We start from the raw sequence: 16,254 nt of genomic DNA, 5'->3' as shown, positions 1-16,254 counted from the left end.
CTGTTATATAGTAAGGACAATAATTAAATTGCTTAACAGAAACAATGAATTCACATATTACAAAAAGTAATCGTGTTTGTTCGGTACTTTTTGTAATATGTGAATTTTTTATTCAATACAATTTTTGGAGGTCTTTTAAATGACACAAGGTACAGTAAAATGGTTTAACGCAGAAAAAGGTTTTGGATTTATCGAAGTTGAAGGCGGAAACGACGTATTCGCTCACTTCTCAGCGATCCAAGGCGAAGGTTTCAAATCACTTGACGAAGGTCAAAAAGTGGAATTTGATATCGAAGATGGTCAACGTGGACCACAAGCAGTTAACATCGTAAAACTTTAATTCTTTGGAATTAAGTAAATCAGGGACACTCTTTATGAGTGTCTCTTTTTTTGTTTATATTCAAATACGACCGGATAGAATTGTTTCTTACCGTATAAAAAGAAATGCGTCCGTATAGAATTTTTTGTGTCCGTATAAAAAGAAATATGTCCGGATAAAAATATTTGTGACCGTTCATCTGCCGAAGGTACTTATTTTGAACTATTCAAACAAAGTGATAGCATAAAGATATAGAGATCCATCAGATGGGAATGAACTAAGATGAGTAATACACATATATTTTCGAAGCGTGAAGAGATTGCGAATGCAATCATTCACGGAATAGGAGCTCTTTTAAGTATAGCGGCACTCGTCATATTGATTGTGTCTTCTGTAACACAAGGAACGGCGTGGCATGTGGTGAGTTTTACGTTGTTTGGAGCAACGATGGTGCTATTATATGCGTCATCCACACTCGTTCATGGGTTTCCAGCTGGCAGAGCGAAAGATGTGTTTGAGATAATGGATCACTCGTCCATTTACTTTTTTATTGCTGGGACATACACTCCTTTTTTATTCCTTGCAGTAAAAGGGACACTTGGCTGGACGTTGTTTGGGGTTGTGTGGGGGCTTGCGATAGCTGGTACGGTGTTTAAAGCATATTTTGTGAAGCGCTTTTTGCATACGTCGACGTTATTGTACGTAGTAATGGGCTGGCTGATGGTATTTGCATGGAAACCACTTATTGCAAACGTATCGACTCAAGGTCTGATTTATCTGGCTGTAGGCGGTGTTCTTTATACAGTTGGTGCAGTATTTTATGTATGGCGCGGATTTACGTATCATCATGCAGTCTGGCATATTTTTGTGCTTGCTGCATCCATATTGCATTTCTTTGCAGTAATGACATTATTGGCGTAAAAAATGAATTTAGAGTTGTATAAGTACTGGACGGTGTATACTACGGTATGTGAGGTGCACTGAACTGCATTCGCTAATTAGTTGGAGTAAATGATTACTCCAACTCTTACTTTTTTAGATAATCTTTAGGGGAAGTAAAAACAAAAGCCGATCTCCCAAAAGGGAACCGACTTTTGTAAATTACTTTTCAAACTAGGAAGCTCTTTTATTATTTACTGATTAATCCAGCTTCTTGAAGGAATTCTTTAGCCACAAGTTCAACCATTTGTCCCTCATTATCCACTTTTGCATTCATCTCTTGCATCGCGGTTTCATCTATTTTACCTGCTAATTCTAGAAGTACTTCCCCAATTTCAGGGTACTGTTCTAATATTTCTGTGCGAACTAGAGGAAGAGCATGATAAGGTGGGAAATAGCTCTTATCATCTTCTAGAACACGTAAGTTATACATTTGTAGCTGACCATCTGTTGTATAAGAGTTAATAACGTCTACCTCTTTAGCATTGATGGAGCGATACATAATTCCATGATCCATTCCTTTTACTTCTTTAAACTTAATACCATAGGCCTTTTGAAACCCCGGTAATCCATCGGGACGATCAATAAATTCAAATACTGCGCCTAGAATAAAATCATCTGAAACCTTCGCAAAATCACTAAAAGTCTTTACTCCCAACGACTCAGCTTCATCTTCATCAAGAGCCAATGTATACGTATTGTTAAAACCAAATGAATCTAAAGCGGTAATGCCATCAGCTGCAACCAACTCTCTTGTTTTAGCTAACGTTTCATCTGCATTACCTGCAGTCTCATGATAATAGTTAATAACAATTGTTCCAGTATAATCTGGTATAACGTCAATTTTTCCATTAACCATGGCAGTCCAAACAACATTCGATCCGCCAAGATTTTCTTTATAGGTTACGTTAATTCCCGTTTTATCTTCAATTAATTGCCCCATAAGATTAGACAAAATAATACTTTCCGTATTGTTACGGGAGCCAATTATTAAAGCATCCTCTTCCTTGAATATACACCCTGTCAGTGTAGTAACTAACAGGAGTAGTGTTAAGCATTTAATAATAATTTTTCTCGTCATATGATCACCTTATTTTAACCCTTCCGGCGTTGTCCAACGTTCAAGATAAGTGAAGAATATCTCTAAAATAATTGCCAACAACGCAGCTGGAATAGCACCTAATAAGATCAAACCATCAATACCGCGAGTAATTCCTAAAAAGATGAAATCTCCAAGACCACCAGCACCGATAAACGCCGCAAGTGTAGCGGTTCCGACATTAATAACGGCTGCAGTTCGTACACCGGCCATAATCATTGGAATTGCAAGAGGAAGTTCAACTTTTAACAATACTTGAAGACTAGTCATCCCCATACCTTTAGCAGCTTCTACAGTTGCTTTATTTACATCTTTAATACCTGTATATGTGTTTCGAATAATAGGAAGAAGTGAATACAAAAATAGAGCAGCGATTGCTGTGTTTACACCTATACCGAAAATAGGAATCATGAAACCTAAAAGTGCTAAACTCGGAATGGTTTGTAAAATACCTGCACCACCCAATACAACTGTCGAGAGTTTCGGAACTCGTGTTATTAAAATACCTAATCCAATTCCAAGAACAATTGCTATTAACATAGAAAAGAATACTAATTGTATATGAACGGAAGTTGCTTCAATTACCTCAGACCAACGCAGTTGTGCTTGTTGGGTAAATTGCTCCCATATATTTAAATTATTCATTTATACCCTCCAATTCTGTCCATTGGCTGGACAAAGCAGTGAGTAATGTCCCACGAGTCACTAATCCAACTACTTTTTTTGCAACATTTAAAACAGGAATAACCCCGTACTTAACATTTGGCATCATCATAATCGCATCTTTAGCAGTAGCTGTTTCAGACAGGATGTATTCAGGAACAATCATAATTTCCTCGATGGACTTAATCGTATTTACTTTTTTTATCAACTCATAGGCAGAAATAAGTCCGATAAATGTATCGTCATTTTCATCTACAATGATTAGGGAAGTAATTTTTTGTTGTCGCATCTTTAATAACGCTTTTTCGGGAGAGCGACCTAGCTGAGAGGTAACTACTTTTGTTGTCATCACACTGACAACTGGCATAAGTTCAGGATTTTGTATAATTCTATCCTTGCCGATAAACTCCTCTACAAAAACGGAAGCAGGTTCTTGTAATAACTTTTCTGGTGTATTGATTTGTAGTAAATTACCATCTTTCATAATCGCAATACGGTCACCAAGTTTTAATGCTTCATCCATATCATGTGTCACAAAGACAATTGTTTTCTTTAGTCTTCTTTGTAAAGAAATTAATTGATCTTGTAGTTGATCACGCGTAATTGGATCTAAGGCACCAAAGGGTTCATCCATGAGAAGGACACGAGGGTCAGATGCCAAAGCTCTTGCCACTCCTACACGCTGCTGTTGTCCACCAGAAAGTTCTTTCGGATAACGACTTGCGTAAACTTCTGGATCAAGGTCAACCATTATAAGTAACTCTTTAACTCGAGCTTTGATTTTCTCTTTGTCCCAACCTTTTAGCTCTGGAACGATTGCGATGTTTTTTTCTATTGTGTAGTGAGGGAAAAGTCCGATTTGTTGAATAACATAACCGATATTTCGGCGTAGTTCCGATGGATTTAACTTGGTAATATCATTCCCATCGATTGATATAGTTCCGTTTGTGTTTGGGATCATTCTATTAATCATTTTCATTGTTGTTGATTTTCCAGAACCACTAGGACCTATAAGGACTAAAAATTCACCCTCCGGAATGTCAAAATTAACGGAATCAACCGCTTTAAAGCCATCTGTGTATATTTTACTTACATTTTCAAATTTGATCATAAGTACCTCCTTAGTTGATAGTTGTTCATGTCGAAATAAATACAGTCTTTTTTACGCATAAAAAAAAGGACTACCTACAATTCCAGTATGGGAAAAGTAAGTCGCCTCTATGCCATTGCTAGGACATACAGCTAATGTTTCGAAAGTGTGATTTTATCAAAATGGTAACTACCTATGACGAGAGTTATTAATAGCAATTGGTGCTGATTTTGAAATCAGCTTAGAAAGGATTCACCTAGTAGTGAATAGGAAAGAAAGTAGGAGGAAATCGTCTGGTTTTTTGAAATAAAATCAATATTTAAATGATTTCATCTTTAATAGTAACACTATTTACCTGTTCACGCAAAGAGACTTCCAAATATATACCATTTTTTAGGTAAAAGAGGTGTAGGGGATGCCGGAATAAATCGTTGAAATGGGACTTGGATAGTATTTAGAGGTAGAGGAGGTATAAAACCATACATGGCAGCATTCTGAAGGTATCACTTGAGATAGCAATAATATAAAATTCACACTAAAAAATCTGTTTCTGAGCAAACAGAAAGTGGCTTAAAAATGTTGAAAATATTTTTTTTGTGTAACTAATTATTTCGCTATGTTTGCTGCTAAACCATCATAGAAATCATTTATAACGTCTTTGTTAAATAATCCTGATTCGATGAAACTATGAGCAACAGTGTTTGCGCTATATGAGTTTATTTATACATAATTTATCTGGCTGTAGGTGGTTTGCTCTATACAGTTGGTGCAGTTTTCTATGTATGACGCGGATTTACGTATCATCATGCTGTCTGGCATATTTTTGTGCTTGCTGCATCCATATTGCATTTCTTTGCAGTGATGACATTATTACCATAAATTAAAACTCCTCTCTGTTACGTACAAGAGAGGAGTTTAATATATCTCTCCGCTTAAGTCCACCACATCTGACTGATAGAATCTTTCACAATTATCGGTTTTAAATTTTCGACTGCTTTTGTGAATCCCTCTTCAATCGACATTAACCCATCCTCATGTTCGATACTTACGACATAATCATAACCATAAAGTCGTAGAATACTAATGATGTCTGCCCATGTTTTTTGATCGTGTCCAAAACCAACAGATCTAAAATACCATGCACGGTCACGCATATTGGCGTAGTCGGTCATATCTGTAAGACCATTTCGGTTCATGTTTTGCTGATCGATAATTGTATCTTTTGCATGGAAATGATGGATGGCGTTCTCACGTCCAAGTATTTTAATGGCTTCAATTGGGTCAATACCTTGCCACCACATATGGCTAGGGTCAAGATTAGCGCCGATCATAGGACCGCAGGCTTCTCTTAATCGCAATAGTGTAGCAGGAGTATGTACAGAGAATCCTCCATGTAGTTCTAAACCGATCTTTACGTTAAGTGATTGTGCTAAATCATTTTTTTCTTTCCAGTAAGGAATTAGTTTTTCTTCCCATTGCCATTTTAATATCTCTTGGAAATCATGTGGCCAAGGAGCTACTGGCCAGTTAGGATAAAGGGCATTTTCATGATCTCCTGGACATCCTGAAAATGTATTAACTACTGGAACGCCTAGCTTGGATGCTAAATGTATGGTTTTTACAAATAATTCATCCGCGGGCTCTGCGATTTTTTTCTGTGGATGGAGTGGGTTTGCATGGCAGCTTAGGGCACTGATGATTAATCCATAGTCGCTGATCTTTTGCTTGAAGCTTTGCAATTTCGTGTCATCGTTTAGAAGTTCATCTACTTTACAATGAGCATCACCAGGATAGCCTCCAGTACCTAATTCAATTGCTTCTATACCTTTAGAAGAAACATAACTTAACATGTCTTCAAAGTTTTTATCGGAGAAGAGTACGGTAAAAACACCTAATTTCAAAGAAATACCTCCTTCATTTGTCAGAATATACAGTAATGTAAACCATTACATTATTAACATATATAAAATATTCAAGTAAATCAATAGTTATTTCTAATAAAAAATTTATATTGACGCATAATTCGGAATATAATAACATGTAAATGTAAACGATTTCATTTTTTCTTTCAATGAAATCATAGAAAGTGAGACTTCGAAGATGACAAACATCCAGCAGGTGGCTAAACAAGCAGGTGTATCTGTAGCGACAGTATCGAGGGTACTAAACGGACAGAATACAGTATCTTCAAAAACGCGAATAAAAGTAGAAGACGCTATAAAAAATTTAAATTATGAACCTAGTATGTTAGGGAGAAATCTAAGGAATTCAGAAAGTCGAATTCTTTTAATATTAATCCCGAGCATATCCAATCCGTTCTATTTGGAAATTATAAAAGGAATCGAAAATGTTGCTCTTAGTCAGAATTACAATATCTTGTTATGTGAAACAGATTCCAATCCTGAAAAAGAGAATATTTACTTTGACCTTGTGAGGAAAAAGATGGCGGATGGAATTATTTCTATGGATCCTGCGGTAAATATCGAAACATTAAAAGAGCTAGCAGAAAAGTATTCTATTATTCAATGTAGTGAGTATAACGTCGATAGTGGGATTCCATACGTGACGATAGATAATGAAGAAGCCTCTTATCGGGCGGTAAAGCACTTGATTCAAATCGGTCATAAAAAAATTGCCCTTATGAATTCAGATGAAAGATTTTTATATTCGAGACAGAGGGAAATGGGGTATCAACGAGCATTAGAAGAACATGGTATACCTTTGAACAACGATTATATCCTTTATACAAAGCATCTAGGATTTGAGCATGGACAACAGGCGATGAAAAAGATACTCGGTTTACACGATCGCCCAACAGCGATATTCGCTGTATCGGACCTTTTGGCAATTGGGGCACTCAAAGAAATAAATGCTTCTGGATTACATGTACCAAATGATATTGCAGTAGTAGGTTTTGACAAAATTGATTTTTCAAATATGACAAATCCTACGCTCACAACGATTGCTCAGCCTATGTATAAGATGGGTACGGTGGCGGCGGAAATGTTAATCGATAAAATCAGAGGGAATGATGTGGATAATGTCATATTGAACCATGAATTAGTAATTCGAGAATCTACATGAGGATAAACAACTAAGTTCAGCGCTCTGTTATTAAAAGGGATTAATAATAGAGCGTTGCCCTTAGTTGCTAATGTAATCGATTACAAAAGGGGAACAGTTCACTAAATTCAAGGGGGAATAGTGTTGAAGAAATTTCTAATTTTATGTTTATCTTTAGTAACAGTCTTTATTATGTCAGCTTGTAGTGATGATACGAATACTGCAGATGGAAAAGAAGATGAAACGCTAAAAATCGGTATTTCATTACCTTCAGCAACACATGGATGGATGGGAGCACTAATTGATAGTGCAGAAAAGCAAGCAAAAGCACTTAAAGATAGCGATGGCATTGAATATGTGATGACAAATGCCGCTGATCCAAACAAACAAGCAAACGATGTAGACGATTTGATTGCACAAGGTGTGGACGTTATCGTTATGCTTCCAATTGAGTCAGCAGCACTTTCTCCTGTAGGACAAAAAATAAAAGATGCTGGAATTCCTTTAGTAATTGTGGACCGTGAGCTTGAAAATGATGCGGCTACAGTTGTTGTTAAAGGTGACAATGAAGGAATCGGCGTAAATGCTGGTAAGTACTTTGTAGAGAAATTAAACGGCAAAGGAAAAGTTGTAGAAATTTCAGGTCCACCAAGTTCAGTTACAGAACAACGCGGGTCAGGTTTTAAAGAAGCGATGGAAAGTGCAGAAGGAATGGAAATTATTGCTTCACAGAGTGGTGACTTCTCAACTGAAAAATCGTTAGAAGTGATGCAAAACATTTTACAAGCTCATCCGCAAATAGATGCTGTATTTACACAAGATGATGGAATGGCGCTTGGTGTACTTCAAGCTATTAAAGAAGCAAAACGTACAGACATTCAATTTGTAACTGGTGCTGGTGGCGGTAAAGCGGTATTTGAAGATATCAAGGCAGACGGTCTTATGAAAGCTACTTTCCTTTACTCTCCAACGATGGTGGAAGATGCAGTGAAAATTGCAGCGGATATTGCAAAAGGGAATGAACCAAAAGAGTCGATGGTCGTAAAAGAAGCTACTCAAGTAACAAAAGAAAACGTGGATGAGTTCTATGATCCGGAATCTAAATTCTAAATGAATAACAGGAAATACAATGGTTGTGTAAACAGTTGTTGTATTTCCTCTTTTCCTATATAAGGAGGGATAAATACTATGGCTGAAAATCCTTTTATAAAAATGGAGAACATGAACAAGTCATTTAATGGTGTACCCGTATTAAAGAATGTGTCTCTTCTGATTGAAAAAGGTGAGATTCATGCATTGTTAGGTGAAAATGGTGCCGGAAAATCCACTTTGATGAATATTTTAGGTGGAGTCCATCAACCTAATAGTGGCACTATTTACATAAACGATCAAGAAGTCCGGATGGCCAATCCTAGAGTATCTCAAGAGCAAGGGATTAGCTTTATCCATCAAGAACTAAACATGGTTTCTGACCTCAAAGTCTATGAGAATATGTTTTTAGGATCAGAACTTCGAAACAAAGTCGGCTTTTTAAAAGTGGAAGAGATGTGTCAGCAAACTCATGAAATCTTATCAAAGCTTGGAGTAGACATCGATCCGAAAGAATACGTAAGAAATTTAGCAACTTCCTATAAACAATTGATAGAAATATCCAAGGCGCTTCTTCATAAATCCACGCTTATCATTATGGATGAACCTACAACCTCATTAGCAGAACATGAAGTAAATCGTTTATTTGAATTAATGAAGAGCTTAAAGAAATCGGGCATCTCAATTATTTATATATCCCATAAACTAAAGGAAATTAAGGAAGTATGTGACCGTTATACCGTATTACGTGACGGAGAAATGATTAAGACTGGCGACATTGAACAGGAGGACTTAGATACAATTACCAAGCTAATGGTTGGAAAATCTATCTCTCAAAATCGTTTTGTACATGAACATTCATTTGGCCCAGTATTACTAGAAGTGAACAATTTAACAAGTCAAGAATTGTTTAAGGACATTCATTTTCAGGTGAAAAAAGGGGAAATTGTAGGTTTTACTGGCCTAGCTGGAGACGGTAGGACAGAGCTGTTTGAAAGCATATTCGGATATCGAAAAAAATACACTGGTGAGATAAAGATCCATAATCAGTTGGTAAAAATAGATCATCCCCGAAAAGCCGTAAAGGCAGGTATAGGTCTTGTTCCAAAAGATCGAAAAGAAAATGCAATCATAAAAGATTTAAGTGTGATTCATAACATGAGTTTATCTTCCATAGGAAATTTTGAGAAATCTGGCTTTATCCAAGATAATGACGAACGGGATAAATTTCAATATTATAAGGAACTGCTGAATATCAAAGTACACAACCCTCGTATCACAATCGATAAGTTAAGTGGTGGTAACCAACAAAAAGTAATCATCGCCAAATGGCTTGAAGTAGGGGCAGATATACTCATATTTGATAACCCGACTCAAGGGATTGACGTTGGAGCGAAGCAAGAGATTTATCAGCAAATTGTGGCATTGGCCGAACAAGGAAAATCGGTGATCATATTGTCTTCGGAGGCTCCTGAAGTAATGAGGCTATGTCATACGATACATGTGATGTACCAAGGAGAAATAACAGCAAGGTTTAACGGTGAAGAAGCAACGGAAGAAGAAATTATGCATTATGCAACTGGCTCGAAAAGGGAGGTCGCAACAAGTGGCTAATATAAATGTTAAAGAATATCGTCCGCAAGTTTCAAATGCCAAAAGTCGTCTCACATGGCTATGGTCAGAATATAGCGTCATTATAGCTTTCATTATTATTTTTATCGCATCTTCTATTATGAGTCCTAGATTTTTAGATATGAACAACCAACTCAATATACTCATGCAAGTTTCTATTATAGGTATAGTCGCTTTAGGGATGACAGTCGTTATGCTTTCAGGTGGGATTGACTTGTCGGTTGGATCTGTCCTAGCACTAGTTGGTGTTATTACGGTTTTAGCATTAAATGCCTCGGGTAGTATACTAGTTGGTATTTTCACTGCATTAGTCGTAGGTTCCTTTGCAGGATTCTTGAACGGGTTAATGGTTGCAAAAGGAAGGATTGCCTCATTTATCGCCACATTAGGAATGATGGCATCAGCGCGATCCATTGCCTTGTATATTGCTGAAGGTGGAAGCGTTTCAGGAGAAGTGCAAGGATTTACTGCAATTGCGAATAATGATTTATGGATATTTGATTATCCTGTTATTATTTTCTTCGTCATGACCGCACTGGTTTATATGTTAATGCATAAGACGCGCTTCGGAAGATATGTGTACGCACTTGGAAGTAATGAAAAAGCAGCATTACTTTCAGCGATTCGTGTGGACCGTATTAAAATCGGTGTCTATAGTTTAGCAGGCTTATTAGTAAGTGTTGCAGCGATCATTGAAACATCCCGCTTAAACTCTATTTCATCTTCAAGTTCAGGAGTTCAATATGAACTAGATGCTATCGCTGCCGTTATTATTGGTGGTACAAGAATGACAGGTGGCCGTGGTAAAATTATTGGAACACTATTCGGAGTACTTATTTTAGGTATTCTGAATAACATGATGAATTTAATGAATGTTTCCCCATACCTACAAGGGTTTGTAAAAGGTTTAATAATTATTATTGCAGTAGTATTCCAAAAGAGAGAGTAGGAGTGATCATATGGGGTTAAAAGTAGGCATTATTGGATGTGGGTCGATTACAAAATTGCGTCATGCGCCTGAATATAAAGCGAATCCTTTTGTGGACGAAATCGTTTTTTATGATCGAAATCCTGAACGTGCAGAGGCTTTAGCAAGTCTGTTTGATGGGACAGTAGTTCAAAGTGTGGATGAATTGCTAACAGATCCCACTATACAAGTAATTAGCGATTGTTCTTCGAATGAATACCATCATATCTTTTCTACAAAAGCATTACTAAATGGAAAGCATGTTTTATGTGAAAAGCCGATAGCGCTTACGATTGAGCATGCAAAAGAAATAGTTGATGCCCAAAAGCAATCCGGGAAAAAATTTATGGTAGATCACAATCAACGATTTACTCGCGCACATCAAAAGGCGAAAGAAATCATAAAAAGTGAAGAACTTGGGAAAGTGCTGACTTTTAGAACGACGTTTGGACATTCTGGCCCAGAACAATGGGGTATAAATAAATCAAACTCCACATGGTTCTTTCAAAAGGAACGCTCTGGTCTTGGCGTAGCAGGCGATTTAGGTGTCCATAAAGTGGATTTATTGCATTACTTATTAGATGACGAAATCGATCAGGTAAGTGCTTTTCAAGGATCACTCGACAAAGTAAATGAAAACAATGAACCGATAGAAGTATGCGATAACATCGTCTGTAGTTTAAAAACAAAAAAGGGGCGGTTAGGAACTGCTGCATTCTCTTGGACGTATTATGGAGAAGAAGATAATAGCACCATCGTCTATTGTGAAAAAGGTATTTTGAAAATCTACCATAGTGATGAATATCAATTAGAAGTGATTACAAAGGATGGGGAGAAGGTACAATATCAACTAGAGAACATCCAAACAAATAACAATCAAACAAATAGTGGTGTGATTGATGCCTTTATCGAATGTATTCAACTTGATCAGACTCCGCTCGTAACAGGGGATGATGCACTATCTTCTCTAAAAGTTATTTTAGGTATTATAGAAGCAGCAGAAACGAATACGGTTGTTACATTATGAAGCACATATAGATACACCACTGAGAACCGTACCATAAGTAAATGAAGTTTTTCCTAAATAAAAATGGACCCAGCTTGAGATTATAAAAGTAAGGCCCAACTAGGGAATACTCACTAGTTGGGTCTTTTTACTTCAAAAGCTACCCATTGTCCCCTAAAAAGAACAGTAACCATGTCATTCTTACATAATTTACTCGCAATGAACACTACTAACTTGCACCAATTTATGCTTAAGGTAAAGTAGAAAAAGTGCTCGAATGAAAATAGAGTTACATTGCCATATTAATATTTCTGATTGACGATTGATGAAGTCATGAATCTTTCTCTTGGACAAGGGGTTACTCATTTAGCGAATACGAACCATGACATAACGAAAGGTCTTTATGTATTAATAATTTGTGTATAAAACCTTATTGAAATTGGAAATGTTTTATTAATGATTTATTAAAATTGTCGGTTGATTCCAGCTCTTTATCCTGCTAAAATTAATTATTATTTTAAAAAATAGCATTGTTTAAACGATAATATTTTTTTATAATTATTCATTTGATTTTAAATATATTCATAATAGGAGCTAAGATATATGACCAAGTACAGAGATTTAAATGTCCCACTTAGAACAATTATGACACCAGGACCGGTAGAAGTCGATCCGAGAGTATTGAGAGCGATGGCTACCCCGATTTTAGGACAATTTGATCCTGCATTTACGAATATCATGAATGAAACAATGGAAATGCTTCGAGATGTATTTCAAACAGATAATCGCTGGGCATTCCCGGTTGACGGAACTTCCAGAGCAGGCATCGAAGCAGTCCTATGCAGTATTATTGAGCCTGGAGACAAGGTTCTAGTTCCGATATACGGCCGTTTTGGCTATCTTTTAACTGAAATCTGCCAGCGTTATGGGGCAGAGGTGACGACAATGGAGGTTCCTTGGGGAGAGGTTTTTGACCCGGAAGATGTGATCAATAAGATTCATGAGGTTTCTCCAAAAATAGTTGCCATCGTTCATGCTGAAACTTCAACTAGCTGCATGCAGCCGTTAAAGGAAATTGGAGAAGCCTGCCGAAATGCAGATGTTCTGTTAGTTGTCGATGCTGTAGCATCATTGGGCGGAGTCGACCTCAAGGTGGATGAACTCAAGCTTGATGCAGTTATTGGCGGTACGCAAAAATGCTTATCTGTTCCATCCGGATTAGCTCCGATTACTTATAACAATCGAATTGAAGAAGTTATAAATAAAAGAAAAAGTATTGAATTGGGCTTAAGAACATCTCAGAGCGAGTCATCTAACAATCGAATTATCAGTAATTATTTTGATTTAGCGCAGCTTCAGGATTATTGGAGTCCTGTCCGTCTTAATCATCATACTGAAGCGACAAGTATGCAATATGCTTTAAGAGAAGGGCTTCGTATTATTCTTGAAGAAGGACTTGAAAACCGATTTGCTCGACATAAGTTAAATGAAAGAGCATTAGTTGCAGGAATTAAAGCGATGGGCTTAGAAATATTTGGTGATGAAAAGCATAAGCTCCCTGTTGTTACCGCAATAGAGATTCCTGCAGGTATTGACGGCGAAGAGATACGTTCCATGATGTTAGAAGATTTTGAAGTTGAAATTGCCAGTTCTTTTGGACCGCTTCAAGGTAAGATTTGGAGGATTGGGACAATGGGATATAGTTCCCGCAAGAAAAATATTCTTCATGTTCTTGCAGCATTAGAAGCAACGCTTATTCGGAAAGGCTTTAATGTTAATAAAGGCGAAAGTTTACAGGTCGCATTAAACGTATATGATGAACATAAAAAGAGGAATATTGAAATGGTCGAAGCAAATTAAAATATCCATTTAACGATTGGAAACTGGATAAAATAGAACAATCTCCTGAACAACATCAAACCGTTCGCGATTTTATATAAAACAAATAACACGTCGTGCGAATCATATGGGAATCGCACGACGTGTTTCATTTAATATAGAACTCTAAAGTCACAAAGCCTACTCTTAATATCTTAGAAAGCAACTAAAAATTGAGTATATTCGTTCAGATTCGTGCGGAGTAATCATTAGTATTGTTCTATTTGTGCTTGCGGCCTCCATACTGCATTTCTTTACAGTGATGTCAGTAATGCCGTAAACTAAAACAATAGAGTAGCAAAGCTAATAAATATTAAACAGGTATGAATTTGAGCATATAAACTGAAGGAGAGTAACTACTATGTTAAAAACGACTGTATTTGAAGAATTAAAACGTGCGATGAAAGAGAAGGACGTACTAGCAAAAGGAGTACTAACACTATTAAAATCAGCACTGGATAGCGCGGAAAAGGAAAAAGGTTCAAGCCTTTCACCAGAAGAAGAAATTGCTATTGTGAATCGCGAAGTGAAACAAACGAACCAAGCGTTAGAAGGAGCTCAAACAGCAAATCGAGAAGACTTAATAGAAAAAGAAGAAGCAAAACTAGTATTACTAAAAAGTTTCTTACCAAAACAATTAAGCGAAGAAGAAATTGCAGCGATATTAACAGAGGCTGGAATTGTAAAAGGTATGAATATGGGCGATGCGATGAAAATCGCAAAACCATTACTTACTGGAAAAGCAGATGGTTCGACTATGTCCAAAGTAGTGAAAAGTTTGATATAAAAAGGGGAGTGCCTAGCGCTCTCCTTTTTATATTTCACCAATCTTAAACGTAAAGCGGTTTTCTGTTTGGAACTCTCCATCCTGAAAAGTTCGCTCCACAAAATTAACATGATTTTCTTTATCAATAAGTAAAACAGTCGATGAACGAGTGCCATAGTTAGGACTCTTAATAAACAAAGGAGACAGTAATCTTTCCATCTCTAAACCAACTCCGGTTTCAGGTAATTCGGCATCCTCCACCATTGTTTGATCTGAAATGATATCAAATAGAGAATCTACAGCTACTTCACCAAGACAGGATTGAACATAATCACCTAATCTCTTCTTGCCCTTTGCAACCTTAGGCCAAGGAGTATTCAATGTATGATTACTTAAACTATGCGTGCCGGGATTAATCTCATTCATTTCATCTAATATATTATTGTAGTGAAACAACTGATTTTTATCGCCAACAATGACATTATAACCACCATAATTACTTTTATTGTTCGAAAGCGTTTCAATAAAATCAACTGGAGCATCACCGTTAGCTAAAAAATCACGCACAATATCTCCACGTGAAAAACGTCCCTGTGCTTCATTAGGGTCCCGATAATTCGTCAACGCCGCAAAACGCCCATCTCTCGTTACACCAAGCCAAGTCCCCATATGCACTAAATCACGCCCACCCAAAATATGCGGATAATCCTTCCAAAACCCGGCTGCCGCAGTAGGTCTCTCATAAAACTCATCTCGATTTGCAACCACTATTAATTTATAAACCGGATGCTTCTGAAAATGAAAATTCACCAAACACATATCTAACTACCCCTTGAAAAAGTAATTTTTCCTTTATCATAACATGTGTAAATAAAAATATATCAGATTTGTGTTAGTACCTATGGGTATGAGGTCGCCTATAAAAATGAGGGTGAGTAGTCTGGAACTCAAGTGAACGATAGTAATTTTAGTTCAGCATCTCGACTAAGTGCTTCTTTTAGCGTGGGAAGAACTAGTTTTACGCCTGATTTCATGGCAAAAGCTGTAACCCAATAAATGCTTGAAGCCTCATTTGAAAGCTTTGTTAAGTCTTGAATGAGGTTCGATGTAATCAGTCGAAGGTTATTCATCCTCAACCTCTATTAAATAAATCCCATCTTTAAATCCACCACGTTTTTCTTTCTTCGCAATGCGAATTTCCTCTAGTTCTTCATATGTTGCTTCATGGATAGGAAGGGCTGCATGAATAAGTTCTAAAATGTCAGCAAGTTCCTCTAGGGCGTCTTGGCGATTCATAGTTTCTTGAAATTCTCTTACTTCTTCATATAGTTTTTTCTTTATTTCAGTTAGGTGTTCAGATGGATCTAGTGTCCGCGTGGTGAACTTGCTTCCGGATTTTTCAATGACTTTTGGTATTAAGTCTCGGACTAGCTTGTTGTATACTGGCATTGGTATTCCTCCATTTCTTATTAACTTCATTATAAAATGATAACATTTTCAAAGGAAGTAATAACCAATCATTAATATTACCTTTAGGTGTTAGAATTAAAAGTAAGTTAGATATTGGAAGGTCAGATTTTTTGAAAATGAACAACTACAAGTTTGAACATAAATAAGAAGAATGAATAGAACTATGTTGTATCAAAGATATGGCATCAAACTGATTGAAAATGCCATAATCATATTAAAATCCAAGTATTGTTACCATTTAATCACAATTTAAAGTATAATTTATCGTAACAA

16 protein-coding genes and 1 pseudogene are annotated in these 16,254 nt (G+C 36.7%); 10 read left to right on the top strand and 7 right to left on the bottom strand.

What is annotated here, in order from left to right:
* Positions 1-139 precede the first annotated feature (139 nt).
* Positions 140-340 carry a cold-shock protein gene (locus tag WAX74_RS10645; protein ID WP_142539751.1) on the top strand — a complete coding sequence of 67 codons (201 nt, stop codon included), beginning with the start codon at positions 140-142 and terminating at the stop codon, positions 338-340.
* Between the two features lie 261 nt (positions 341-601).
* Complete coding sequence (gene trhA / locus WAX74_RS10640; RefSeq protein WP_336497641.1) at positions 602-1,240, top strand: PAQR family membrane homeostasis protein TrhA; 639 nt, start codon at positions 602-604, stop codon at positions 1,238-1,240.
* 208 nt (positions 1,241-1,448) lie between these two features.
* Here the strand turns inward: trhA and WAX74_RS10635 are convergent, their stop codons facing one another.
* Genes WAX74_RS10635 through WAX74_RS10625 form a run of 3 tightly spaced genes read right to left on the bottom strand, consistent with a single transcriptional unit; the run spans position 1,449 to position 4,131 of the window.
* The gene (locus WAX74_RS10635) at positions 1,449-2,339 is read right to left on the bottom strand and encodes a glycine betaine ABC transporter substrate-binding protein (protein WP_336497640.1); all 891 of its coding nucleotides are present in this window, start codon (positions 2,337-2,339) and stop codon (positions 1,449-1,451) included.
* A 9-nt stretch (positions 2,340-2,348) separates the two neighbouring features.
* Positions 2,349-3,002, bottom strand: coding sequence for an ABC transporter permease (locus WAX74_RS10630; protein ID WP_336497639.1), 654 nt, complete (start codon positions 3,000-3,002; stop codon positions 2,349-2,351).
* Positions 2,995-4,131, bottom strand: coding sequence for a betaine/proline/choline family ABC transporter ATP-binding protein (locus WAX74_RS10625; RefSeq protein WP_336497638.1), 1,137 nt, complete (start codon positions 4,129-4,131; stop codon positions 2,995-2,997). Before WAX74_RS10625 ends, WAX74_RS10630 begins: the two co-directional genes overlap by 8 nt.
* A 711-nt stretch (positions 4,132-4,842) precedes the next feature.
* Between WAX74_RS10625 and WAX74_RS21095 the strand changes: the two are divergent.
* Positions 4,843-4,989: pseudogene (locus WAX74_RS21095) on the top strand (PAQR family membrane homeostasis protein TrhA); the annotation flags it as partial.
* Positions 4,990-5,042: 53 nt separating this feature from the next.
* On the opposite strand, the gene WAX74_RS10620 reads toward WAX74_RS21095, so the two are convergent.
* Entirely contained in the window at positions 5,043-6,011 is a 969-nt protein-coding gene (locus WAX74_RS10620; protein ID WP_336497637.1) for a sugar phosphate isomerase/epimerase family protein, read from the bottom strand.
* A 199-nt stretch (positions 6,012-6,210) separates the two neighbouring features.
* On the opposite strand from WAX74_RS10620, the gene WAX74_RS10615 reads away from it, so the two are divergent.
* The 7 genes from WAX74_RS10615 (at position 6,211) to WAX74_RS10585 (ending at position 14,532) form a co-directional block, all read left to right on the top strand.
* Positions 6,211-7,194, top strand: a complete 984-nt coding sequence (locus WAX74_RS10615) for a LacI family DNA-binding transcriptional regulator (RefSeq protein ID WP_336497636.1) — start codon at positions 6,211-6,213, stop codon at positions 7,192-7,194.
* A 123-nt stretch (positions 7,195-7,317) separates the two neighbouring features.
* Entirely contained in the window at positions 7,318-8,283 is a 966-nt protein-coding gene (locus tag WAX74_RS10610) for a substrate-binding domain-containing protein (protein WP_336497635.1), read from the top strand.
* A gap of 78 nt (positions 8,284-8,361) precedes the next feature.
* Entirely contained in the window at positions 8,362-9,876 is a 1,515-nt protein-coding gene (locus WAX74_RS10605) for a sugar ABC transporter ATP-binding protein (protein ID WP_336497634.1), read from the top strand.
* The gene (locus tag WAX74_RS10600) at positions 9,869-10,843 is read left to right on the top strand and encodes an ABC transporter permease (RefSeq protein ID WP_053591744.1); all 975 of its coding nucleotides are present in this window, start codon (positions 9,869-9,871) and stop codon (positions 10,841-10,843) included. The genes WAX74_RS10605 and WAX74_RS10600 overlap by 8 nt, the downstream gene beginning before the upstream one ends.
* 10 nt (positions 10,844-10,853) lie before the next feature.
* Positions 10,854-11,888 (top strand): Gfo/Idh/MocA family protein, encoded by a 1,035-nt coding sequence (locus WAX74_RS10595; RefSeq protein ID WP_336497633.1) that lies wholly within the window; start codon positions 10,854-10,856, stop codon positions 11,886-11,888.
* A gap of 582 nt (positions 11,889-12,470) precedes the next feature.
* Positions 12,471-13,727 (top strand): pyridoxal-phosphate-dependent aminotransferase family protein, encoded by a 1,257-nt coding sequence (locus tag WAX74_RS10590; RefSeq protein ID WP_336497632.1) that lies wholly within the window; start codon positions 12,471-12,473, stop codon positions 13,725-13,727.
* 379 nt (positions 13,728-14,106) lie between these two features.
* Positions 14,107-14,532, top strand: a complete 426-nt coding sequence (locus tag WAX74_RS10585) for a GatB/YqeY domain-containing protein (protein ID WP_336497631.1) — start codon at positions 14,107-14,109, stop codon at positions 14,530-14,532.
* A 27-nt stretch (positions 14,533-14,559) separates the two neighbouring features.
* On the opposite strand, the gene WAX74_RS10580 is transcribed toward WAX74_RS10585, so the two are convergent.
* The 3 genes from WAX74_RS10580 to WAX74_RS10570 form a co-directional block, all read right to left on the bottom strand.
* Positions 14,560-15,330, bottom strand: a complete 771-nt coding sequence (locus WAX74_RS10580; protein ID WP_336497630.1) for an NRDE family protein — start codon at positions 15,328-15,330, stop codon at positions 14,560-14,562.
* Positions 15,331-15,458: 128 nt separating this feature from the next.
* Positions 15,459-15,641, bottom strand: a complete 183-nt coding sequence (locus WAX74_RS10575) for a phospholipase D-like domain-containing protein (RefSeq protein ID WP_336497629.1) — start codon at positions 15,639-15,641, stop codon at positions 15,459-15,461.
* A complete protein-coding gene (locus WAX74_RS10570; RefSeq protein ID WP_336497628.1) occupies positions 15,634-15,960 on the bottom strand; it encodes a nucleoside triphosphate pyrophosphohydrolase in 327 nt (108 codons plus the stop codon). The genes WAX74_RS10575 and WAX74_RS10570 overlap by 8 nt, the downstream gene beginning before the upstream one ends.
* Positions 15,961-16,254: the final 294 nt, after the last annotated feature.

Source organism: Psychrobacillus mangrovi (assembly GCF_037104765.1).
Lineage (GTDB): Bacteria > Bacillota > Bacilli > Bacillales_A > Planococcaceae > Psychrobacillus > Psychrobacillus mangrovi.
This window is presented reverse-complemented; position numbering and strand designations above follow the sequence as displayed.